At 28.4% G+C, this 24807-nt stretch carries 23 protein-coding genes; 17 read left to right on the forward strand and 6 right to left on the reverse strand.

The genetic code is table 11. The features are described from left to right. The first annotated feature begins 51 nt into the window (after window positions 1–51). The 4 genes from G594_RS0109255 (at window position 52) to G594_RS0109270 (ending at window position 4218) form a co-directional block, all read left to right on the forward strand. Window positions 52–714 carry an ABC transporter ATP-binding protein gene (locus G594_RS0109255; RefSeq protein ID WP_034866319.1) on the forward strand — a complete coding sequence of 221 codons (663 nt, stop codon included), beginning with the start codon at window positions 52–54 and terminating at the stop codon, window positions 712–714. A gap of 3 nt (window positions 715–717) precedes the next feature. Beyond that, window positions 718–2391, forward strand: a complete 1674-nt coding sequence (locus tag G594_RS0109260; protein ID WP_027098329.1) for an ABC transporter permease — start codon at window positions 718–720, stop codon at window positions 2389–2391. 21 nt (window positions 2392–2412) lie between these two features. Then, window positions 2413–3762 carry an FtsX-like permease family protein gene (locus G594_RS0109265; RefSeq protein ID WP_027098330.1) on the forward strand — a complete coding sequence of 450 codons (1350 nt, stop codon included), beginning with the start codon at window positions 2413–2415 and terminating at the stop codon, window positions 3760–3762. 87 nt (window positions 3763–3849) lie between these two features. Then, window positions 3850–4218: a YkvA family protein gene (locus G594_RS0109270; RefSeq protein WP_034866321.1), complete on the forward strand. Its 369-nt coding sequence runs from the start codon at window positions 3850–3852 to the stop codon at window positions 4216–4218. On the opposite strand, the gene G594_RS0109275 is transcribed toward G594_RS0109270, so the two are convergent. Continuing rightward, window positions 4219–5010, reverse strand: coding sequence for an SDR family NAD(P)-dependent oxidoreductase (locus G594_RS0109275; protein ID WP_027098332.1), 792 nt, complete (start codon window positions 5008–5010; stop codon window positions 4219–4221). Between the two features lie 144 nt (window positions 5011–5154). Between G594_RS0109275 and G594_RS0109280 the strand changes: the two genes are divergently transcribed. The 3 genes from G594_RS0109280 (at window position 5155) to G594_RS0109290 (ending at window position 8534) form a co-directional block, all read left to right on the forward strand. After that, on the forward strand, window positions 5155–6315 hold the full coding sequence (locus G594_RS0109280) for an MFS transporter (protein WP_027098333.1): 1161 nt from the start codon (window positions 5155–5157) through the stop codon (window positions 6313–6315). Window positions 6316–6602: 287 nt separating this feature from the next. Further along, entirely contained in the window at window positions 6603–7469 is an 867-nt protein-coding gene (locus G594_RS18680; RefSeq protein WP_070098177.1) for an ABC transporter ATP-binding protein, read from the forward strand. 195 nt (window positions 7470–7664) lie between these two features. Beyond that, a complete protein-coding gene (locus tag G594_RS0109290) occupies window positions 7665–8534 on the forward strand; it encodes a DegV family protein (RefSeq protein WP_051195961.1) in 870 nt (289 codons plus the stop codon). Between the two features lie 39 nt (window positions 8535–8573). Here the strand turns inward: G594_RS0109290 and G594_RS19620 are convergent, their stop codons facing one another. Further along, entirely contained in the window at window positions 8574–10457 is a 1884-nt protein-coding gene (locus G594_RS19620) for a sensor histidine kinase (RefSeq protein ID WP_051195962.1), read from the reverse strand. Window positions 10458–10608: 151 nt separating this feature from the next. On the opposite strand from G594_RS19620, the gene cls reads away from it, so the two are divergent. After that, on the forward strand, window positions 10609–12144 hold the full coding sequence (gene cls, locus G594_RS0109300) for a cardiolipin synthase (protein WP_027098335.1): 1536 nt from the start codon (window positions 10609–10611) through the stop codon (window positions 12142–12144). A gap of 32 nt (window positions 12145–12176) precedes the next feature. Here the strand turns inward: cls and G594_RS20450 are convergent, their stop codons facing one another. From G594_RS20450 to G594_RS0109315, 3 genes are read right to left on the reverse strand one after another with little or no spacing between them, the layout of a single operon-like run. Continuing rightward, window positions 12177–12677: a hypothetical protein gene (locus G594_RS20450; RefSeq protein ID WP_027098336.1), complete on the reverse strand. Its 501-nt coding sequence runs from the start codon at window positions 12675–12677 to the stop codon at window positions 12177–12179. Between the two features lie 20 nt (window positions 12678–12697). After that, window positions 12698–13303 carry a J domain-containing protein gene (locus tag G594_RS0109310; RefSeq protein WP_027098337.1) on the reverse strand — a complete coding sequence of 202 codons (606 nt, stop codon included), beginning with the start codon at window positions 13301–13303 and terminating at the stop codon, window positions 12698–12700. Further along, window positions 13303–14199 carry a DUF5685 family protein gene (locus tag G594_RS0109315; RefSeq protein ID WP_027098338.1) on the reverse strand — a complete coding sequence of 299 codons (897 nt, stop codon included), beginning with the start codon at window positions 14197–14199 and terminating at the stop codon, window positions 13303–13305. The genes G594_RS0109310 and G594_RS0109315 overlap by 1 nt, the downstream gene beginning before the upstream one ends. Window positions 14200–14385: 186 nt before the next feature. Here G594_RS0109315 and G594_RS0109320 point away from each other — a divergent pair, with 186 nt between their 5' ends. The 6 genes from G594_RS0109320 (at window position 14386) to G594_RS0109345 (ending at window position 22664) form a co-directional block, all read left to right on the forward strand. Next, entirely contained in the window at window positions 14386–15090 is a 705-nt protein-coding gene (locus tag G594_RS0109320; protein WP_027098339.1) for an ABC transporter ATP-binding protein, read from the forward strand. Between the two features lies 1 nt (window position 15091). Beyond that, window positions 15092–18328, forward strand: a complete 3237-nt coding sequence (locus tag G594_RS0109325) for an FtsX-like permease family protein (RefSeq protein ID WP_027098340.1) — start codon at window positions 15092–15094, stop codon at window positions 18326–18328. Between the two features lie 366 nt (window positions 18329–18694). Further along, complete coding sequence (locus G594_RS0109330) at window positions 18695–19636, forward strand: NAD-dependent epimerase/dehydratase family protein (protein WP_027098341.1); 942 nt, start codon at window positions 18695–18697, stop codon at window positions 19634–19636. Window positions 19637–20077: 441 nt separating this feature from the next. After that, the gene (locus G594_RS0109335; protein WP_027098342.1) at window positions 20078–21505 is read left to right on the forward strand and encodes a 6-phospho-beta-glucosidase; all 1428 of its coding nucleotides are present in this window, start codon (window positions 20078–20080) and stop codon (window positions 21503–21505) included. Between the two features lie 80 nt (window positions 21506–21585). Beyond that, window positions 21586–22179 carry a hypothetical protein gene (locus G594_RS0109340; RefSeq protein WP_034866327.1) on the forward strand — a complete coding sequence of 198 codons (594 nt, stop codon included), beginning with the start codon at window positions 21586–21588 and terminating at the stop codon, window positions 22177–22179. A 122-nt stretch (window positions 22180–22301) separates the two neighbouring features. Then, window positions 22302–22664: a DUF5658 family protein gene (locus tag G594_RS0109345; protein ID WP_027098344.1), complete on the forward strand. Its 363-nt coding sequence runs from the start codon at window positions 22302–22304 to the stop codon at window positions 22662–22664. Here the strand turns inward: G594_RS0109345 and G594_RS18690 are convergent. Further along, complete coding sequence (locus G594_RS18690) at window positions 22650–22883, reverse strand: hypothetical protein (RefSeq protein WP_034866330.1); 234 nt, start codon at window positions 22881–22883, stop codon at window positions 22650–22652. The genes G594_RS0109345 and G594_RS18690 overlap by 15 nt on opposite strands. A gap of 147 nt (window positions 22884–23030) precedes the next feature. Here G594_RS18690 and G594_RS19625 point away from each other — a divergent pair, with 147 nt between their 5' ends. From G594_RS19625 to G594_RS0109365, 3 genes are all read left to right on the forward strand, one after another. Beyond that, window positions 23031–23591, forward strand: a complete 561-nt coding sequence (locus G594_RS19625) for a TetR/AcrR family transcriptional regulator (protein WP_051195964.1) — start codon at window positions 23031–23033, stop codon at window positions 23589–23591. A gap of 98 nt (window positions 23592–23689) precedes the next feature. Continuing rightward, a complete protein-coding gene (locus G594_RS0109360; protein ID WP_027098345.1) occupies window positions 23690–24580 on the forward strand; it encodes a hypothetical protein in 891 nt (296 codons plus the stop codon). Beyond that, window positions 24574–24756, forward strand: a complete 183-nt coding sequence (locus tag G594_RS0109365; RefSeq protein WP_027098346.1) for a hypothetical protein — start codon at window positions 24574–24576, stop codon at window positions 24754–24756. Before G594_RS0109360 ends, G594_RS0109365 begins: the two co-directional genes overlap by 7 nt. The last annotated feature ends 51 nt before the right edge of the window (window positions 24757–24807 follow it).

The following is a 24807-nucleotide window of genomic DNA, read 5'->3' on the forward strand; positions in this document are numbered from 1 at the left end:
GAGATTAGAATGTTATTTTCATTTTATAAAATATAAATGAGGGGAAAAGTTATGATAGAGGCAATTGGTTTAAAAAAGTATTTTGGTAGTGGAGAAAAATTAGTAAAAGCAGCGGATAACATTAGCTTAGAAATAAAGAAGGGAGAGTTCGTAGCAATTATAGGTTCTTCTGGCAGTGGTAAAACTACGTTACTTCATATTTTAGGTGGTTTAACCAGGCCAGATGAGGGCAGGGTAGTAATTGATGGTGAGGATATTTATTCTTTAGATGAAGATAGACTAACAGTTTTTAGGAGAAGACAAATAGGTTTTATATTTCAAAATTATAGTTTAATTAATGTGCTAAAGGTCTATGACAACATAGTTTTGCCAATAGAACTTGATGGACTTAAAGTAAATAGGGAGTATATTAGTGAAATTATAAAGACTTTAGGACTTGAAAATAGAATCAACTTTTTACCTTCACAGCTTTCTGGAGGACAGCAGCAAAGGGTTGCAATAGCAAGGGCCTTAGCTTCAAAACCAGCTTTAATTTTAGCTGATGAACCAACAGGTAATTTAGATTCTAAGATGAGCCAAGAAGTAGTTGGCTTGTTAAGGTATTCAGCTCAGAAATATAATCAAACTATTGTAATGATAACTCATAATGAAGATATATCTCAGTTAGCTCATAGAACCATAAGAATAGAAGATGGGAAAATAGTAGAGGATTAAAATATGATTGATAGTAAGAATAGAAGGATTTTATTTAAGTTATGTAATGAAATATCTAGTAATTGTAAGATGAGAAATATATTTTTAACCTTAGCAATTATGTTTTCTACTTCTCTTATAATGGTTACTTTTATTATTGGTTACAATGCTAAAGAAACTATTAAGTTTTATGAAAGCCAAGAGTATATACAAGGAGATGTTGATGGAGATGTAAATGAATTCATAAATGGAGGTAGTATACCTTATGAAGTTTCAAAGGTTAAGAACATAATCTTTACTGCCCAAGATATATATAATGGTTTAAACAACCAAACTTTAATATATGAAAAGGATGGAATAGTCCTAAAGAAAACTTCATCACCAGAGTTTTTTAAAAAGGAAGGAATAAATCTTTTGGTAGGAGACTTTCCCAAAAACTCAAATGACCTATTGCTAAGTTATGAGGCGTATAACATCTTAAAAGGTGTAAAAGTAGGAAGTAAGATTAATGTTGGTGTTATGATTGACGAAAAAGGAAGTGTTCTACAGAGTAATGAATTCAATGTTGTAGGTATTATTAAAGATAGTAATGATAAATTAAGTATATATTCTGGTAATATGACAATGCTTACAAATTGTACTATGGTAATTACCTTTCTAATAATCTTAATATCCTTTGCATCATATCTCATAATATACACTATTTTATATATTCATGTAATTACAGAAAGAAGTACTTATAAATTATTAAGAGTTGTTGGAATGAAGGGCAGGAATGTAAGGAAACTATTATTCTATCAGGGAATGAAGTGTAGTATTATAGGAATTCCTTTAGGTATAGCAATTGCATACTTAATAAGTAATTTTATATGTAAAGATGTAGTTAATATTACTGGGTATACATTAATAGGAGAAGTAAGGTACCCCTACTTTTTAATAGTATTAACTTTAGTTGTTATTGCTATGATAATTAATTTTAGTAGCAGTAAACCATCTGATACAGTTGAAAATATAAAATCTGACTACAGTGATAGTTCTCAGACTTTAGATAAAAGTAGGAGTATTTCTTTAACAAATGGAAGAATTAGATTAAAAGATATTGCTATTTCTAATATACTTAGTAATAAAAATAGAAGCACATTAACTATAGGATCTATTATTTTTGCATCTATAATTATAATATTTGCAATTAATGCTTATTTATCTTTGGATGTAGAGAAGTGTTTAAGTATGTTTTTTAATGAAAATGGAGATGGATTTTCTAGTATAAATATTAGAAGTGATATTATAAAATTTCAGAATGGTGTTGCTAAAATAGGATTAATAATATCTATAATCATAGAAATTATAGCTATTTTAAATATTACTAATAGTACTTTAACAAGCCTTATATCAAGAAGAGTAGAGTTTGAAACCTTAATGGCAATAGGTATGCACAGGAGAGATGTTAAAAAGCTAGTTGTAATGGAAGGATACTATACATTTGTTATATCTTCTGTACCAATACTTATATTTGGACCATATATAGGAAGTTATATTATTATGTTAGTTCCCTATAATGTTGTTATTAGTGCTGTGAATATTTTTATACCTCTAATATTTTCATTAGCGTTAGGTTTAATAATAAATATTACAGTTCCGTATTTATCTTATTTATTTTTATCTAAGAAAAACTTTTTTTATGACACAGATATATAAACTTTAAAGGGGGAGAAAAAAATGGGAATGTTAAGATATGCTTTATTAAATATAAAGAAAGATTTAAAAAATAATTCTATTTATGCATTTGCTATAGTAATTTCATTTATTACTGTATTAATGGTATTAAATTGTTTTACAAATGCTACTTATTTTGAAGGTGTAGATACTGTAATTGTTGATGAAAGCCAAAATGAAATAGTTCAACTTGATGCTAAGTTGCAATTTTTTATAGAGGAACCTACCTTGCTTCATGGACAAAACTTTTTAATATTATTTTTAGTAGTTTTAATATTTACTTATTTTTGTAATTTATATTTTATAAAGAATAAAGGTAAAGAGTTTGCATTCTTTACATTAAATGGTGCAACTCTTGGAGATAGAATAAAGTATATAATGTTTGAAAATAGTATATTCTTTCTTATAGGAGGGGCTATAGGAACAGTACTTGGATTTATCTTTGTTCCTTTAAGTAACATTTTAATGTATAGCATTTCAGGACATTGGGGAGATATTTGGACAATTAATTTTTATATGTTTAAGTATACTTTACTAGTATTTTTATTCGAATTTGGATTATTAGCTCTTTTAAACTTAGGTGATGTTTATAGAAGAGAACCTGTTGAATTATTAAATCTTAATAATAATAAGTCTCAAATAGATTCAAGACATGTTAAAGTTCCTAATATAGTTTTTGTGATTTTATTTTTAATTCCAATTATATTTGCAATTTTTGGGGGAAATACTCAAGGTGCTGAATATGCTGTATATGTCCTATCCTTCGGTGGGCTATTTGGATTATATGGAATTATAAAGTATTTTGTCCCAAGCATAGGGAAAAAGCTTAGCAGAATGAGCTTTACTTATAAGGGGTTAAGAAAAATTTATATAGGAAACTTTATAAGTACCTTAAGAGGTTCATTATATTTCATACTAGGTTTAGTGCTATCCCTTCTTTATTACAGCATGATTACTGTAAGATATAGTATAGTAGAGGGTGCTATATCAAGTTCTCTTTATTGTTATGTTATAACAAGTATGTTAGTTGGATTAGCCCTACTTTATAAAACCATTGTAGAGTGGGAAAGAAAAATAAAGGAATATAGACAATTAAAAATTCTTGGTTATAGTAAAGAGGAAATTATAAATATTATATATAAAGAAAATATACTTTTCTTTGGAGTAGGTTTAATGCTACCTGTTATACTACTTTTATCAAATTTTATTGTATATATAATAGCAGGTTATTTTTCATCATTATTCTCATTATTTTTAATTATAAGTGCTGTTGGGCCTATAACTATTATAGGTATTCTAGCTACAATTAGAAATAAGAATAAAATTATAAAAGAAATATATCCAGTAGAATAAATATTAAGAAAGAGAAATTGCAAAATAAAATGCAATTTCTCTTTTAATTATTATTTATATAGAGCTATAATTATTTTGGGTGATTGTATGGAATTTTTAAAGGAAAAAGCGATAGATCTTAAAAGTAATATAAAAGCTCTGTATCTCGTTTGTAGGAAAAAGAAAGTTCCTATAATAGCCAAAGTAATGGCTATTATAGTGGTTGGATATGCACTAAGTCCTATAGATTTTATTCCTGATTTTATTCCTATATTAGGATACCTAGATGATTTTATCTTATTACCTCTTGGAATTTATTTATGCCTTAAGCTTATTCCAAAGGATTTATTTGAAGAATGTAAAAAGGAATCTGAGAATTTATTTAAAGAGGGAAAGCCTAAAAATTATGTAGCTGGTGGCATTATAGTTTTTATATGGATTATGATTATTATAGTTATGGCAAAGCACTATTTTTAGCTACTTAGTAAAAATATTTTTTGCTTTTATAAATACTCCTTGATAACTAGGAGCAATATATCTTTCCTTTGGCTTTATATCTTCTACTGCTCTAATATATTGGGCTACTATAGAAGAAAAATTTGAAGAAGAAGTTATTTTAAAGTATCTAAATTGCTTCTTTTCTAACTTTCTAATTTTATTTTTAAAATATGAGTTTACCTTCATCCATTCAAATTGTTTACTTATATTTTTTTCATTAAAGCCTGTAGAATAGGCACCTGGTTCTATTAAAATCACAGGGATATTAACATTATTTAATTCTTTAAGCTCCATATTTAATGCAGGAACTATACCTTCTAGGGCAAATTTGCTACCACAATAAGGAGATAAAAATGGAATAGGAGAACGTCCAGCAAGGGATGATAAAAATATAATTCTTCCATATCCTTTAGAAATCATATCTTTTAAAACCTCTTGAGTTAATTCAATGGCAGAGAAAACATTAGTTTCGAAGACATTTCTATATCTATTAACATCAATTTCACAAACAGAGCCTGAATCACCTATAGCAGCATTATTAATAAGGATATCTAAGTTAAGCTTCCTTACTTTATGTCTATCATCCAGGTTTCTAATATCTAATTTAAATGCATGCATAGGGAGACACCACTTTTTATTTAATTTATTTAAGTGGTCAGCTTGTTCTTGAGTATGAGTAGTTGCATATACAAAATGTCCTCTATTTGCTAGTGCAATTGCAGCCTTTCTTCCAAGGCCGGATCCACATCCAGTTATAAGTATGTTTTTCATTATATCTCACCTCTTATGAGTATTTTTTCACTTAAAGGCATAATAATAATAGGAAATATAATGAAACTAAATAGATTATAACTTGAGAATACATCTTCTCTTATGTATACTAATAGAGTACAACACAAGATGAGAGGAGAAAAAATGAGGAGTAAATCATTGAAAACAGTTACAGTTCTAACTGTATTAACTTATATAGTATTAAACATGGCTCATCCAGTAACGCCAATGTTTATAACTCAGAATAAATTACCTTCATATTTATTTGGAGTTTTTTTTGCAGCTATGTCTATAGGAAATTTTATTTTTTCACCAATTTGGGGAAAGTTATCTGATAAAGGTGGGAGAATTAAATTCATGATTTTAGGTATTTTGGGATATGGGATATCGCAGGTAGGTTTTGGATTTAGTAGTAATCCAGTAATTATTGTTTTTTGGAGATTTATAGGTGGAGCATCAGTTATAAGTTTTTTAACAGTAATTCTTGCTTATATTGCTGATATTACAGATGAAGAGGGAAGATTAAAAGGTATGACCTATTATGCTGCTGCATCAACTTTTGGTGGAGCTATAGGGTCTCTTCTAGGTGGAGTTATAGGAAATAATAATTATAAAATAACTTTTTCTGTACAATTTGTTTTAAGTGTAGTTATATGCATACTATTTTATTTTTTCTTAGAAGAAACTGTTACTAAGAAAAATATAGATAAAGTAGAAAAGGAAAAAACATATACTAAATCTATAAATGCACTTAGTCCAAAAGTTGTTTTTATAATGAGTCAGGTAGGAGTATTTTTCTTTGCTGTAACTAGTTACAATTCAAGCATTAACTACTATATAGAGTCAGTATTATCACTTCCGCCAACAGTTAATGGTATATTCTTAGCCATAGCTGGAATATTTGGATTCTTAATTAATATATTCTTTACTGGAAAGCTTGCAAAAAGGTTTGGAGAGGTAAAAGCTTTAAGAATTTCAGGAATTTCAATGGCTGTTTGTATAGGAGGAGCAACATTATTTAATTTAGTTCCGTTATTCTTCCTATTTATTTTACTTTTTGTAGGAAGTTCTGCTGTTTATCAACCTATGCTTCAAAATATTATTTCAAAGGTATCAAATAAGGATAATGGAAAGATAGCTGGAATACAAAACTCAGCAAGAGCAATTGGAATGATAGTTGGCTCATTATACTCAGGATTTATATTTGTTTATGGAAGTAAGTTACCATTCTTAACTGCCTCAATAGTTATTATAATAGGATACTTAATATTTAAATTTGGTTATAAAAAGTATGAGATAATTTAATTAATAGATGATATGAAGACTATGAAATAAATGATAATAATTTCATAGTTTTCTTACCTTCAGTATGAGGGGAGTGGATATTTGTTTTACTATGACTTGGAGTCTTGTGACGGATCAAGCCAATAAATATCTACTTCTCTTTTTTATTGTAACAAAATTGTTATATTTTGTCTTGAATTTGAGATTAGATTGTGATTTTTCTTTTATAAAATATAGTTAGGGAGGGTAACAATGGGATTTCAAAATACCCATGTCTTATAGGAAAAGAAATTTATGGAGGGATATAAATGGGAAAAATAATTGAAGCAAAAAATGTAATTAAGGAGTATGGAAGTTTTAAGAATCCATTCCAAGCCTTAAAGGGGATTAATCTTGATATTGAAGAAGGAGAGTTTCTTGCTATAATGGGCCCTTCTGGTTCTGGTAAAACAACTCTTTTAAATTTATTAGCCACAATTGACCAAGCAACTAGGGGGAAAATATATATTGATGGTAAATATATTAGATCTTATACAGAAAAGCAATTAAGTCTTTTAAGAAGAGAGTATATTTCTTTTATATTTCAGGATTGTAATCTATTAGATAACCTAACCATAAGGGATAATATAACATCTCCATTAATAATTATGGGAGCTGAAAAGAAAGAATGCGATAAAAGAGTAGAATCTGTTTCTAAAAGGTTAGGAATTGATACTATACTAGATAAATATCCTTCAGAATGTTCAGGAGGACAAAAACAAAGAGTAGCAGCATGTAGAGCTTTGATTACTGATCCTAAAATTATAGTAGCAGATGAACCTACTGGTGCATTAGATACAAAGAATTCTGATGAGTTATTATCAATATTAAGAAAATTAAATGAAGAAGATAATATTACAATAGTAATGGTTACTCATGACCCATATATAGCAAGTTTCTCTAATAGAGTAATCATGATAAGAGATGGACTGTTAGATGCAACAATAGAGAATAAGGACAATAATCAAACTAGATTTTATAATAGTATATTAAAGGAGTCTGCAAGACAGACAATTTTTAAAGATGAAGAGGCAGCTTTATCTATTGATGATTATGAAGAATTGCTTAATGAAAACAAGAGGTTAAAAAAGAGAATTATAGAACTAGAACATAAAGAAAAGTTAAATTCGATATAATATAAAGATAAGAAGTAATAGAAGCTTAAGGCTTTTATTACTTTTTTCTTTCTAAAATTAGTGAAAAGTAAAGAAATAAGATGATTTAGAGAGAATAAGTTTGTAATTTAAATAATTTGATTATCAAACTAATTGATTTTTTTTAAGGTATCATTTATACTATCTGTAACACTATGAAAAATGGAGGAATTAATAGTGAGTATTAAAATTTTTACAGATTCAGCAAGTGATTTACCTTTAAATATAGTTAAGGAAAATGATATTGGTTTAGTTTGTTTAACAGTAAATATTAAAGGCGAATTCTTAGAAGATGATTTAGGACAAACTATAAAGTATGATGACTTTTATAAATCTTTAAGGGAAGGTGAATTAACATCAACTGCACAGGTTAATGTATTTACTTTTGAAGAAACTTTTAGGAAAGAACTAGAAAAGGGAAATGATATAATTTATATATCTTTAGCCAGCGAACTTAGTGGTACATATAATAGTGCAAGAATAGCTAGGGAAAATCTTTTAGATTTATATAAAGATAGAAGAATTGAAGTTATTGATTCTAAAGGTGTAACTTTAGGTCAAGGATTATTAGTTTATTATGCAAATGAGCTAAAAAAGAGTGGGAAAAATATAGATGAAATTGTAAAGTGGATAGTAGATAATAGAACAAAAGTACAATATGCTATTATTCTTGATGATCTTCAACATTTAAAAAGGGGAGGAAGAATATCTGGAACAACTGCAGCAATTGGGGGATTACTTGGGGTAAAGCCTACACTAAAACTTACTAAAGAAGGTAGGGTTGTGCCTGGAGTTAAGTTAAAGGGAAGAAAGAAAGCAATAAATTATTTATTAAATGAGATAGAAGAAAAAGCTGTTAATTTAGAGGAGCAGATAGTATTTATTGCTCATTCAGACTGTAAAGAAGATGCTAATGCTTTAAGGGAGAAGGTAACTGAAAGATATAAATTTAAGGATGTAATTTTAAATAATATTGGTCCTGTTATTGGTACACATGCTGGTCCAGATGCATTAGCTGTAATATTTATTGGAAATGAAAGAGATTAATTAAAAGGAACTGATGCAAATATTTGCAACAGTTCCTTTTTAAAATATATCAGAGTATTCAAGATTTGTCTTTTGGATTGAATCAGAGGAACTTCCATTTTGTTCGGTTAAGTTTTTTACTTTATATATTGGTAAGATTACAATAAATTCAGAACCTACCCCAGGCAAACTATTAACCTCTATATGGCCGTTATGTAGTTCTACAACAGATTTGATTAAAGCTAATCCTATACCACTACCTTTCCCCTTAGAATATTTATCTGTATCTAGCTGGCTAAATCTATCAAATATAAATTTTTGCTTTTCTCTTGGAATACCAATACCGGTATCTTTTACACTAATACTTAAGTATTTAGAGTTATATGTTAGTGTTACAAAGATATTTCCATTAGCTGGAGTAAATTTTAAAGCATTAGAAAGAAGATTTAAAATGACTCTTTCAATATTATCTTTATCAAATAAACAATAAAGTTCTTCTATATCTGTATCAAAAATAAGGGTTATATCTTTATATTCTGCGTAAGGAACAGTACTTAAGGTTAAGTTTTCTACCACACTTACAATATCATAATTATCTTTAGAAATATTAAAAAAACCTGCATCTATTTTAGTTATATCAATTACGTTATTTACTAGTTTTAATAGTCTATTACTGTTATTTTTTAGGTATTCGAATTTGTTTTTTATAGTAGGATCCTTTAAAACTATTTTATTTTGCTTTAAATATAAATCAAAAAGTTGAATTGTACTTATTATAATATTTAAAGGATTTCTTAGCTCATGTGAAAGATTAGCTATAAAATTATTTTTCATTAAATCCAATTTTTCTTTATCTCTTAATCTTATCTTGTTATGTACATATATAAATAAAATAAACATTGAAAATATAATTATTGCAGAGAAAATAATATTTCTTTTATTAGAATCTGAGCTTTCAATTAAGGTTTCACCTGAGCCAATTTTTATGTAAGACGTATTAGGTAGGTCAGTAGGTAGATGATATTTATCATTCATGTAAGTATTTATTACAAAATCATTATCAAGCGAAACATCCCTGTAACCAACATCTTTTATAGATAAAGTATTATTTATAATTGAAACTGCTGTATCTGAAATTGCTTTGGCAAGAACAGTAGCATCATAATTATATCCTCCAATATTAAATCTAGTTATAAATTCTCTATAACCACCATAAACCTCATTAGTTGTCTTCCGACTAATAGCTCTTATAGTAGAATAAGAAGAGCCTGATGTTAAGTATTTTCCCCAATTATTACTTAAAAGGGAATCAAAAACTATTGTTATAGTATTTTTTTCACACAATAGAGGAGTAATTTCATTTTCTTCTCCAGTTGTTATAAAATTAAATTTTATATCTTTAGGGTTTTTAGATATATAAGAATTTATACTTTTATATATGCTTGAGCTTTTAAAGTTTGATCCGATTAAAAGATTAACTTTCTTTAGGTTAGGATGTATATTTAGCAAGAAGTCCATATACTTTGAGAAGTCATAATTCATATAGTATCCACCAAAGTTTTCAGGTAAATTAAACTTTTTTTCTTCAGTTAAACCAATGATTACTGGTGTGTCATCAAGGAAATTAGAATAATTATTTTCAATATATTGAAGACGGTTGCTATCTAGACAGATAATTAGGTCGAAATCTGTTAAATCAACGCTTTCATTTGAAGGATATAAAATAGAATTCTCAAAAAAGACTGTGTTAGGTAATTTTGAAGATATATAGCTTTTCAAAGTTGATAATAGTGATTCATCAAAACTTGTTTTATTATATGGAGTGAGTATAAGTATTGAATTAATTTTATTATCAGTTTTTAAGGCAGATACGTTTTGCGTAGGTATTAAAAAAAGTATTAAAACTAATGTGATTGATATAGTTTTAAAAAACTTGTTATTCATAACAAAACCTCCTATATTACAAGTAATATTTTACAATTATGTATATAAGTAGTCAAGAAATGATATAATATTTTGCCTGTATTAGAGAAGTTTGATTTATTAGAAATATTGATATAGAATAAAGATAAAATTATGTTAATAAGGAGGATAAATGCGTAAATTATTAAAGTTGATTTTTAATAGAATATTTATAGTTGGAGTATTAGTACTTATTCAATTAATAATTTTAATATTAGGAATATGGAAATTAAGCGAATCCTTTGTATATATGTATGTGTTATTTGTAATATTAAGTTTAGTAGTTGTGGTGTATATAGTTAGTAGAAAAGATAATCCATCCTATAAATTAGCCTGGACAATTCCTGTTTTATTAGTTCCTGTTTTTGGGGGGCTATTCTATCTTTTATTTGGTGGTAACAAAATTGGAAGAACCTTAAAGAAGCAAATAGATGCTGAGTATTACGAAGCAAAAGAATTGCTAAAACAAGATGAAGCCGTTATTGAAGAAATAAAAGCCATAGATAAGAGTGTATATAATCAGGTGAAATATATTAATGATTATGCAGCTTACCCTATATATAAGAACTCTACCACTGAATTTTTATCTCCAGGAGAAGTATTTTATGAAAAGCTATTAGAAGAACTTAAGAAAGCAGAACATTACATATTTATGGAATACTTTATTATTCATGAAGGTAAGATGTGGGATAGTATTTTAGAAATATTGGTGGAGAAGGTAAAAGAGGGAGTAGACGTAAGACTTCTTTATGATGATATGGGGTGTATAACAACATTACCTAATAAGTATCATGAAAAGATGGAGAAGCTAGGTATAAAGTGTCAGGTGTTTAATAAGTTTATTCCTATACTTTCCGTAATTGTTAATAATAGAGATCATAGGAAAATTACGGTGATTGATGGACATACGGCTTTTACAGGTGGTATTAATCTAGCAGATGAATATATTAATGAGATTGTAAGGTTTGGTCATTGGAAGGATGCTTCTATTATGATAAAAGGTGAAGCTGTGTGGAATTTAACTGTAATGTTTCTTCAGGTATGGAATTTCGTTGGATTTAATAGAGAAGATTATAATAAATATAGACCTAAAATGTATCATCCAGATGATTTTGTAACTGATGGATATGTACAACCATATGGTGATAGTCCTTATGATAATGAGCTAGTAGGAGAAAATGTATATTTAAATATAATTAATAAAGCTAAGGATTATATTTATATCAATACTCCATACTTAATAATAGACAATGAGTTAGTAACTGCTCTAACTTTAGCTGCAAAAAGTGGAGTTGATGTAAGAATTGTTACACCATTCATTGAAGATAAATGGTATGCACATATTGTAACAAGGGCATATTACGCTCAGCTTATTGAGTCAGGAGTAAAAATATATGAATATACCCCAGGATTTATTCATTCAAAAACTTTTGTCTGTGATGATGAGATAGGTGTAGTAGGAACAATTAATATGGATTATAGAAGTCTTTATTTACATTTTGAATGTGGAGTTTTCTTATATAAGACCAAATCAGTAATGCAAATTAAAGAAGATTTCTTAAATATATTAGAGGTATCACAAAATATAACTTTAGAGGATACTAAGAAGGTTAAATGGTCAAATAGATTCCTTAGGGCAATACTTCGAGTATTTGCACCACTTATGTAAAATTAATGTTTATAACTTAGAAAAGCTCCCTTTTAAAGGGAGCTTTTTTTGTGGAATTTTTTATAATACATGGTTATCAATGCACTTAATGCATAATCGTATACTAAAAATACTGGCTGAGCTAAAAGATACATAATTCCAACTGAGAATTTCATATCTATATTAATTCCAAATAGCTCTAAGGTTAGTAGTCCAATAGTCAAAACTACATTAAAGAATACAAGTTTAATAGCTATTTCAACAGGTATTTTATTTAACCTCTCTATAAAATGCTTAACTAATCCATATATCCCCAAAAATAAGGCATACATTATGGAATAGTTAATAGGTAATATAAATAATGATACTATAGTTGAAGCAACATAAACAAAAATAGAAGTTTTAATATTACTTCTTATTAAACAAATAGGTATATATAAGGATGCAAGTGTCATAATTGCTATTGTGTTTGTTGGAATAAGAAGTGTCAAATATAATGTGACAATAGTTAATGCAACTAAAACTCCTCCAAGGGCAATATCCTTAGCTTTCATAATAAACCTCCATTATTTTACTAACAACAAGATATTAAATCTCCACCCATTGCTTCACAACAACAGTCTAAGCAAATTAAGTTGGCACAACAATCTGCTGAGTTACCACCAGTTGTTCTGTAGTACGGTTGGCCATATCCTCTAGCTCTTGAACTTAATTGCTGTAATGTTTGTCTATATTCAAAGTTATTTGGATCCATATTTGCAGCAGTTGTTATATTTTGAAGAGCAGAATCATACCAACCTTTATTAGAGTGAACAACTCCCATTAAAAAGTACCATTCAGCATTTCTATCAGAAACTCTATTTAATATAGCTTCTGCAGCTGCTGTATTTCTTCTTTGAAGGTAAGCTCTTGCTTGTGATAATTCAGAAGCAGAGTTACTATATGAATTATTATTTGAATAAGAACTTGATGTATTTGAGCTATAATTTCCTGAAGATTTACCGCTTGTTAATTGGTTATAAGCATCATTTACTTCAGCTAGCTTTTGTTGAGCTAATTCTTGAAGAGGGTTATCTCTATATTGATCTGGATGATATTGCTTTACTAATTTTCTATAAGCGCTTTTAATCTCCTCTTGTGATGCACCTGGTTTTATACCTAAAACTTCATATGGATTCATTAAGAATCACTTCCTTTCATCTTTTTGCAGTTATTTATTATGGCAAGATATTTGTCCATCATTCCAAAGTTAATTATATTTTCTAAAATTTCTTTGTTTTTATGTAAACTAAGTTTATCTAAGGACTCCTTACATCTACAACCACAACTTAAAATATTAAATTCAATTCTATCCCTAATTTGAATAATTAATTCCTCATATGAAAGATTATTTGTATTATATAAATAATTTATTGGATTAAATTTATTCTTTTCCATATCTTCTTTAAGGTCATCTAAAGCGTCAACTAGATAAATCCATTTTCCAAGACCATATCCTAAATCGTAGAGAGTATTTCTTGATTCTTCTGAATCATTTAATATTTCATTTGGGTAGTTCTTTAGAATTTCTCCAACAATTACACTAAAAGGATGACAAATCTCATCAATAGAAGAAAAGTTTTTATTATCTTCATAGTTAGACAAAATTGATAAATTTTCTTTTATTATAGCATTAATTTTTTGTATAGAGTGTGAAAATTTTCTTTTATAAGGTAATAAAGTAAGAGATAAAAATTTACTTTTTAAATCCTTATCATCTTTCACATCATCCAATACTTTAAAATAGAATAGTGATATATTCATTGCAGCAGCATAAGCGGTTGCTTCATTTTCAATTACTATATTTCTTTTTTGTAGTGGGTGAGCTATACAGTTTTTATGAACTATATTTATCTTATTTTTATTTAAACTATCTAATAATATAGCTAAGAATGTCATATCATAGTTTAGAGTCATTCTAGGTATATTGCCAAAGTCTCTTTTTATGCTGTTACAAACACCACAGTAATATGCTCTAAAAAGTTCATATTCCTTAACTTTTAATTCACCCTTTAGAGGAGTTACATATCCAAACATTAATATCTCCTTTTAAATAAATTTTTTGAAGAATGCTTCATTTAATAATTATTATTATACATAATAGGTAAAAATGGTACAATACAAACATTGAGATTATTATGAAGCTTTAGTATACTTTAAATAACATAATAAATAAGGGGAATAATGTTAGAGATTAGTAGATTATTTGGAGGCGATTTTTTATTGAAGGATTATATTCAGTTTAAAGATGTAAAAAAGATTTATAAAATGGGTGAAGTTGAAATAGAAGCGCTAAGCGGCGTTGACTTTTCTATAAATAAAGGGGAATTTGTTGTTGTTGCAGGGGCAAGTGGAGCTGGAAAATCAACAATATTAAACATATTAGGGGGAATGGATTCTCCAACAAGTGGTGAAATAATTGTTGATGGAGTTGAAGTTAGTAAGTACAGTTCTAAAGAATTAACTACATATAGAAGATACGACATTGGTTTTGTATTTCAATTTTACAATTTAGTTCAAAATTTAACTGTTACTGAAAATGTTGAGCTTGCAACTCAAATTTGCAAAAATCCATTAGATGTAGCTGAAACTGTAAAAGCAGTAGGGCTTGAAAAAAGAAAGGATAACTTTCCGGCTCAATTATCAGGAGGAGAGCAACAAAGGGTTGCTATAGCTAGGGCATTAGCTAAAAACCCTAAACTACTTCTTTGCGATGAACCGACTGGAGCATTAGACTATAATACTGGTAAGGCTGTATTAAAGCTATTACAAGACACATGTAGGGAAAAAGGAATGACAGTAGTAGTTATTACTCATAATCTTGCATTAACTCCAATGGGGGACAAGGTTATTCAAGTTAAGAATGGTAAAGTTCACTCAATCAAGGTTAATGAAAATCCAGTTCCTGTAGAAAGGATTGAGTGGTAGTATGAAAAATGCACTGGTAAAAGATACAGTAAGAGAGATAAAAAAATCTTTTGGTAGATTTCTTTCTATATTTGCCATTGTAGGTATAGGGGTAGCTTTTTTTGCAGGAGTAAAAGAAGGTGAGCCTGTAATGAAATCATCGGCAGATAAATACTTTGATGAATATAACTTAATGGATATAAGAGTTGTATCGCCTATAGGCTTAACTGATGATGATGTAGCTGAAATTAAAAAACTTGATGGTATAAAGGGGATTTTTCCAACTCATAGCATTGATGTGTTAACGGAGATAAATTCATCTGAATTTGTACTAAAGGTGCATGGAATACCCTTAGAGGATGCTAAAAATGATACTGAAAACTACATTAATAGGGCAGAAATTAAAGAAGGTAGACTTCCTGAAAAGTCTGGAGAGTGCATAGTAGGTGCAGGTAATTTTAATGGTATGGGGGTAAAGGTTGGGGATAAGATTAAGCTTACATCTGGAACAAAGGATGATATAAGTGAAAATCTTAAAGTCAGTGAATTTACAATTGTAGGTATAGCTAATACACCTAACTACCTTTCTTTTGAAATGGGAAGTTCCAATATTGGACATGGTTCTATTAATAATTTCATCATGATTCCAGAAGAAGATTTTAATATGGATATATATACAGAAGTTCTTCTTACTGTAGAAGGTGCTAAAGAGCTTAATAGTTATGCTAATGAATATTTTGATGTTACTGATAAGGTGACTAAGCCTTTAGAAAACTTAAGCCATGAAAGAAGTCCAATTCGTTTTAATGAGATTCTAGAGGAAAGTAGAAAAGAATTAGAAAATGGTAAAAAGGAATATGTAGAGAATAAAATAAAGTATGAAAATGAAATAAAGTCAAATGAAGAAAAGCTTCAAGATGGAAAAATAGAGCTTATTATTAGTGAAAAAGAATTAGATAAGCAAGAAAAGGAATTCCCGAATCAAATTAAAGAAGGTAAGGAAAAATTAGTAGCTGCAGAGAAAGAGTTACAGGCTGGTGAAGAAGAGTATAATAAAAATCTTAAAGCTTTTAATGATTTAAAAGAATCTACAGAAAGTAGTATAAAGGACTTTGAGGAATATTTAAATTCTCATAAGACAGAAGTTGATAATTTAAGAGTAGAAGTAGATGCTTTAAAGGAAAGGCTTAAAGATACTAACTTAAGTGACGAAGAAAAAGATTATATTAAATCAGAAATTACCCGTAAGGAAAAAAGTATTCAAATATATGATTTTTCATTATCAGCAGTGTCTGAAGGGAAGAATCAAATAGCTAATGCAGAACAGAAATTAAAAGAGGGAAGAGCTACATTAGACTCAGGATGGGCTACTTTAAATAATGAAAAAGCAAATATCCAAAAAGCCGAGAGTGAGGGGGAAAATGCTTTTGTTGAAGGAAGAAAAAAGATTGAGGAAGGAAAACAAGACATAAAGCAAGGTGAAGAAGAGCTAGAGAGAGCTAAAAAGCTTGGTGAGGAAGAACTTGCTCTTGCAAAAGAGAAGCTAGATAAGGCTGAAAAAGACCTTCAAGATGCAAAAGCACCAGATTGGTATGTTTTAGATAGAAATAGTCACTATAGTTATATGGATTATGGTGCTTCAGCTAATAAAATGGGAGATATTGCTAATGTATTTCCAGTATTCTTCTTTTTAGTTGCAGCATTAGTCTGTTTAACTACTATGACAAGAATGGTAGATGAGCAAAGAGGAAATATTGGTACATTAAAAGCACTTGGTTATAGTAAGTTAAGTATTTCTTCTAAATATATAGTTTATGCAGCTGTGGCAAGTACATTAGGAGCACTGGTAGGGTTAGCTATTGGGGTAGTTCTTTTCCCAACAGTAATATTCTATGCATGGGGAATTATGTACACAGTTCCAAAGGTAAAATTATTATTAGATCTACCTTTAAGCATAATATCTATTTTGGTAGCTGTATCAGTTACAACTTTAGCAGCTGTACTAGCGTGCTATAAAGAGCTTATTGAAACACCATCACTTCTAATGAGGCCTAAGGCTCCAAAGGAAGGTAAGAGAATTTTCTTAGAAAGAATATCTTTTATATGGAAGAGGATGAACTTTACAGAGAAGGTTACAGCGAGAAATATATTTAGATATAAGAAGAGATTCTTCATGACAGTAATAGGTATATCAGGGTGTACTGCATTACTTTTAGCTGGCTTTGGAATAAAGGATTCTATTAGCACAATTGCTTCAAAGCAATTTGGAGAAATTATTAAATATGATAGTCAAGTATCAATTGATAAAGACTCTACTTTAACTGAAAAAGAAGATTTGTTTGATAAGTATAAGAATGATAGTAGAGTTGAAGATATTTCCGAAATGAGCACTTTTAATAGTAAGGCAATAGATGATGGAGAAGATAAGTCAGTAAAATTAATTGTACCTAAGAATATAAGTGAATTTAAGGACTTTATATCTCTTAGAGAAAGAAGTAGCCAAAAGGAAATACAGCTTGATAATAGTGGAGTTGTTATAACTGAAAAACTTTCCAAGTCCCTTGGTGTTAAAAAAGGTGATAAGATCACTATAGAAAATGAAGATGGAGATAGAAAAGAAGTAGAAGTATCAGCTATTAGTGAGATGTATGTTGATCACTATGTATTTATGTCACCTGAATATTATAAGTCTACTTTTGGTGTAACTAATGAAATAAATGCACTAGCTTTAAAACTAAATGATACATCAACAAAGGTAGAAGAAGTTTTAGGTACAGAGCTTATGGATAATGATATAGTTAAGTCCGTTTCTTTCTATAGTGGATTAGTTAATAATTTTGATAATATGATTAGCAGTTTGAATATTGTAGTAATAGTACTAATTGTTTCAGCAGGGGCTTTAGCCTTTGTTGTACTTTACAATTTAACAAATGTTAATGTAAGTGAGCGATTAAGAGAAATAGCTACAATTAAAGTTCTTGGGTTCTATGATAATGAAGTTTCAGCTTATGTATATAGAGAAAATCTAGTACTTACTGCTATTGGTTCCATAGTTGGTCTTGCCCTGGGAACTATACTTCATAGATTTATAATGATAACTGTTGAGTTTGATGCAATGATGTTTGGAAGAAATATAAATATTTTAAGTTATCTAATAGCTGTTGTAATTACTATGGGATTTGCTATTTTAGTAAATTTAGTAATGTATAAGAAGCTTAAGAAGATACCTATGGTTGAATCATTGAAATCTGTAGAGTAGAGTAGATTAGGATAAATAAGATAATAGAGATAATTAAAATTAGGTGGAAACACAGCAGTTTGGCTGTGTTTCTTTCTTTATGTAAAGTAAGAAGTATTAGGTACAAGATAATTTAGATAAAGTGGATAAATTAGGATAAGGAAGGTAAGGAGGTAAAAAGATAATGAGGTTGGAGGAGGAAACTTTGCTAGCGCTAAAGTTTCTACAATAATTAAATCGGTGTGGTGGAGTGGGAGTTTTATTTATTAGAATATGCTCTTACTTTGAGTTTGAAATGGTGTGAAAATAATTTTTGGGTAGTGTATAATTAAAGGAGATAGAATATTTATGTTAGAGGTTGATTTATGAAAAAAGAGGGTTTTAGTTATGGGAGGTAGCTACTTTATTGGAAGAAGAGTAGTAGAAGTTTTGGTAGAAAATAATTATGAAGTATATACTTTAAATCGTGGTACTAATAATGTTTTTGGTGAAGAAGTAATTAGTTTAAAATGTGATCGAAATAATCATATAGAAATGAAGAAGGCACTAAGTAAATATTATTTTGATGTTGTTATTGATGTATCTGGATTAAATAAAAGTCAAAGTGAAATTTTATATAATTCTCTTAATTTAAAATGGATTAAGAAGTTTATATTTTTAAGTTCTAGTGCAGTTTATGATGTGGAAAATAATAAAACTCCTTTTAGTGAAGATACTCCTTTGGGGAGAAATAAATACTGGGGAGATTATGGGACTAATAAAATAGAAGCTGAAGAGTTTTATGAAAAAGTTTTCTCAAAAACTAACTGTGATTTAATTATTTTAAGACCACCATATGTTTATGGAGAATACAATTATGCTCAAAGAGAAAGCTTTATTTTTGAGCATTTAGAAAATAATAGACCTATAATAATACCTAATAAGGGAGAGTCAAGGCTACAGTTCATATATTCAACTGATTTAGCAAATATAATAGTGAGATTAATTGAAAGTAATACTGAAGAAGTATGTATATTCAATGTTGGAAATAAAGAAGGAGTAACAATAAAAGAATGGATAAATTATTATGAAAGAGTAGTTGGGAAAAAAGGAAAGTTTATAGAATATGACTATAAATCAAAGAATATAGGTGAAAGAGATTTTTTTCCATTCTTCGATTATGATAATGTTTTAAATGTAAATAGAATTAATAAAATATATAGTATTGAAACAGACTTTGAAAAAGGGTTAAAAAATGCTTACGAGTGGTATTGCGATAATAAAAAAAGTATTGTATTTAAGGAAGAAGCAAGAAGAAACGAAATAGAAATTGTGAAAAAAGAAATATAAAAATGTAACAAAGATAAAGAATTTTTAAAGGTCCAAGCTAGTTATAAAAATTTTTAAATAATAAAACCTTATGGATACAAAGATTGAGTGGTAAAAATATGCTAAGATATTTAAAATAAAAATTATAGTGCCACCACAGAATACCAAAAGCAAGTTTTGGAACCTGTTGTATGGTTTGAAAAGTGACTTCTCCTTAAAGCATGGTGAAGCCACTTTTTTTATTTGACTAAGTAACTGTTTTCATTTATACTTTAATTAAGTTATTTGGATAGTTATTGTTTAAAGACAAGCTAGACCTATTTGCATATAAAGGAAATCTTTTAAGGTGTTTTCTTTATGTAAATAGGTCTTTTTTATTAAAGTCTATATTTGTTTATTTATATAAATATATATTTTTATATTTATATATTTACATATTTATTTAGGAAAGAAGGTTTTAAAATGGGATTTAGAAAAGATTTTTTATGGGGTGGAGCTACTGCTGCAAACCAATGTGAAGGTGGTTATAATGAAGGTGGAAGAGGTTTAGCTAATGTTGATGTGGTTCCAATAGGTAAGGATAGATTTCCTATTATAGCGGGTGAGATGAAGATGTTTAATTTTGATGATGAACATTTTTATCCAGCTAAGGAAGCTATAGATATGTATCATAATTATAAAGAAGATATAAAACTATTTGGAGAAATGGGATTTAAAACATATAGATGTTCAATTGGATGGAGTAGAATTTTTCCAAATGGGGATGATGTTGAACCAAATGAGGAAGGACTTAAGTTCTATGAGGATTTGTTTAAAGAGTGTCATAAATATGGGATTGAACCGTTGGTTACAATTACTCATTTTGATTGCCCTATGAATTTAGTTGAAAAATATGGAGCTTGGAGAAATAGAAAGCTTATAGGCTTTTATGAAAAACTATGTAGAACTATTTTTAATCGCTATAAAGGATTAGTAAAATATTGGCTAACATTTAATGAAATTAATATGATTCTTCATGCACCATTTATGGGAGCAGGTATATGTTTTGAAGAAGGAGAAAATAAGGAACAAGTTAAGTATCAAGCAGCACATCATGAATTAGTTGCAAGTGCATTAGCTACTAAAATTGCCCACGAGATAGATCCAAATAACATGGTTGGGTGTATGTTAGCTGCAGGTCAGTATTATCCATACTCATGTAAACCAGAGGATGTATTTGAGGCTTTAAATAAAGATAGAGAAAATTATTTCTTTATTGATGTACAATCAAGAGGTGCTTATCCTGCTTATGCTTTAAAGGAGCTTGAAAGAAAGGGGATTAATATAGAGATGGAAGATGGAGATAAGGAGCTGTTAAAGAATCATACAGTAGACTTTATTTCATTCTCTTATTATTCATCAAGATGTGCTTGTGCAAATCCTGATGACAATTCAAAGACTGCTGGAAATATTTTTGCATCAGTAAAAAATCCTCATTTAAAGGCTAGTGAATGGGGATGGCAAATAGATCCACTTGGATTAAGAATAACAATGAATAATTTATATGATAGATATCAAAAGCCTTTATTTATCGTTGAAAATGGATTAGGCGCAGTGGATATACCAGACGAAAATGGTTATGTAGAAGATGATTATAGAATTGATTATTTAAGACAACATATAAAAACAATGAAGGATGCTGTAGAGCTTGATGGAGTTGATTTACTTGGTTACACTACATGGGGATGTATTGACCTTGTAAGTGCAGGTACAGGAGAAATGAAAAAACGTTATGGCTTTATTTATGTAGATAAGGATAACGATGGAAATGGAACATTAAAAAGAAGTAAGAAGAAGAGCTTTGAATGGTATAAGAAGGTTATAGCTTCTAATGGCGAAGATATAGAATAGTCTGATTTTTCTTCATTTTTATTTAATATCCATAGAATTATTATGTGGTATAATGTGTATAATTTATTGGAGGTGTTAAGATGAAGAAAAAGACTGTAAGAATGGTTACTTTAGCAGTTTTATCATTCTTGTTAATAGGTTGTGCTAAAACAGAAGAGAGTAGTGCTAAAAAAAATAAAATTGAGCCTACTATTCCAAAGGTTACAACACAGCAAGATGTGGGGGCAGATATGGTTATGCTTGATTTTGCCTCTGATGATAAAATTATTTTTCATGGATACTTTGGACTTTTTGTATATGATTTAAATACAGAAAAGATTACTCAAAGCATTGATTTAAAACCAATTAATTGTAATTTTACTCAAGGTGACAATACATGTGTGGTTACAGTTAATAAAGATGGAAGCGAAGTAAATCTTCATCCTATCTCAAGTGAAAATATGTATGTATATAAGCTTGATGATAATACCTTAGAAGAGAAAGTTTATATAGAAATGTCAGATCCTTTTAAGATGTCAGAAGCTCCAAGAGATATTAATGAGAAAAGCTATTCATATGTTTCTGGAAGTGTAAAATTTTCTGATGAAGATATAGGATATCTAGCAGGATATGATATGACTTTAGGGTCATTAAGATATGTTAGAGGGGACAAAGAATACGTTATTTTTAAATAAATAAGAAAAGGTGCATCTAAGTAATAATACTTTGATGCACCTTCTCATTTTGGAAATTAGGTGTTTATTTTTTATAAATAAGTCAATCCTTAAAATGTATAACATTAAATTTGGAGTGACTTATGAATACATTTATTAAGAATTATAGTTATGAAAGTATAGTGAAAAAATTTAAGATATTATACCTTCTTAATGTAGCTGACATTATATTTACCCTAGTTTTATTGCAAACAAACCTCTTTGAAGAAAGAAATAAAGTTATGGTAACAATAGTAAATAATCCTATAAAAGCAATATTTGTTAAAGTGATTTTGGTATTTATTCTTATAAGGTTTATTTTATATAGGATGAAAGATGCAACCTTAAAGCAATTAAGGATATCAAACTATATATTAATCGGAATAACTATATTATATTTTTTGGTTTTGCTTACGCATATTCTAAATATATCATTAATAATAAGTATATTTTTAACATATAGTTAGGTCAGCGTCAAAACGAAAATTACACCAATGGCAACCACGATAGTTTTCAGTTTCACATAGGATTTGAACATCATCTTCATTTTCTAACATTATAATGTTTTCCTCATTTATGTTATCTATATAGCATAAAGATGATTCATTATCAAGGTCATGAATGAGTTTAGTATCTCTATCTCCTATGTATCTCATTCCATCATAAGGTGAGTTATAGCGTAGCATAAAAACATTCCTCCTATGACTTGTTTAATATAGAAATATGTTTGAAACATTTGAAAAATTACTGAAATAACTAGAAAATTTCTATACTTGAAGGAAAGTTAAGGTAGCATTATAATAGAGTTAATAGAAGAAAAAGGGGAGAGTAGTTTGCCTAAAAAGATATTAAACCTAGATGAAACAATTTTCCAAGCCGCATGGAAGTTATTTAGTAATGATGGATATGATAATGTGGATATGAAAGCTATAGCAAAGGAATGCAATATAGCAGTAGGCACTTTATATAATTATTATAATAATAAAAGGGAGTTATTTTTAAAAGTTTTAGAGGCTAGCTGGAATAGTACCTTTGAAAAGATAGAAAAAGTAATGAATGAAGATAAGAACAGTGCTAAAGCACTAGAAAGTATAATTAAAATATTATATGAGGATATAAAAGTTAGGCGAGGAATTGGTAGTAATCTTTTAAAAAGTGAGGCAATAAGTAAAACAGAAAATCAAAATATAGAAAATGGTATTATAGAAAAGATTTATAGTTATGTAATTAATGCAATTAATATAGAAAATCAATACATAAATATGCAGTATAGAGCTCAAAAGCTTACACACATTATTTTGTGTAATATAGTTTTACTTGCAAGGCTATATCCAGAAGATGATAAAGCTAATATAGATTTTTTAATTAAGATAGTTCATGATAATTTAAAATAGAAAAAGTTAGTTCTCTATTAATATAGAGGACTTTTTTTTTATATGCTTTAATATAATCTAATGTGGCAAATTTAAATTTTAGCTAGAGGAGTGATAAAGTGAATAGTTTTTGTGAAAGCTTAGACCTAGCTAAAGAAATGATTAAGTTTGAAGTAAATGATAAAACATTGACTTTAGCCTCTAAGGATTTATATGAATTGTTAAATGGAAAGTGTCTAATATATAAGTTTTCTTCTGGAGGAGAATATATAAACCATTATACAAAGCATATAATTAATAGACTTATATCTAATAAGAAGTTAAAGGGAATATACCTATATAATATGTACTCTATTTTACTATTTCTACAGGACGAATGTAATGGTAAATATCTATCAAGCACTGGACTAAGTATGGATGACATTCCTAAAGTACGAGGTTTTGTATTAAGGGCTTTAAAGAATAAAAGATGGAGAAATATTATTTTAGAGGAATTAAGTTCTTGTAGTGAGGGACGAGTAATTAAATTAGCTAAAGTTAATAATTTAGCTGATTTTAAAATTAGTGATGAATTATTTGTAATGTTAAAGGATAGCCAGTCATTAAGCTGGAGGTGTTATATATTCCTTATGTTTACTTTGGATAGTGAGGGGCTAGAGAAACTGTTAAAACTATTCATTGAAAAGGCCGATATAGTAAATATAAAGTATCCAATACTTGAACCAAAAGAGAAAAGAAGTGATGAATATATAATTATTAATAGGCTACTGTCCTATAGTAGTGAATATTCAAAAACATATGAAGATATTATTGATTTAGTTATTGATTGTAAGGACGAAGGAATAGTTTTAAAAGCATTAAATGTAGCTAATAAGTGGAACATACCATATTATAAGAAAATTAATAAAGCAAGAATAGATGAGTTAATTAATAACTCTAGGAATGAAAGATATAAGTGTATGTTAATTAAGATAAAGGAGTCACTTAATGAGGGGGATTTTTTATGCTAGATTTTAGGATATTTAAAGAAGAAGAGGAGCTAGAAGATGAAAAAAAGGAACCTCTTATTTGTACAGGCTGTAAAAAGATAATTACAGAAAATTATTTTTATGATAAGATAACACAACAAATTTATTGTTCAAAAGAATGTTATTTGGAACAAATTGAAAAAGAATATTTTGATTAATGGCTGTATTATCTAACCTTTTCGGTACATACTAACATTGTACTAATGAGG

Source organism: Clostridium paraputrificum AGR2156 (assembly GCF_000424025.1).
GTDB lineage: Bacteria > Bacillota > Clostridia > Clostridiales > Clostridiaceae > Clostridium > Clostridium paraputrificum.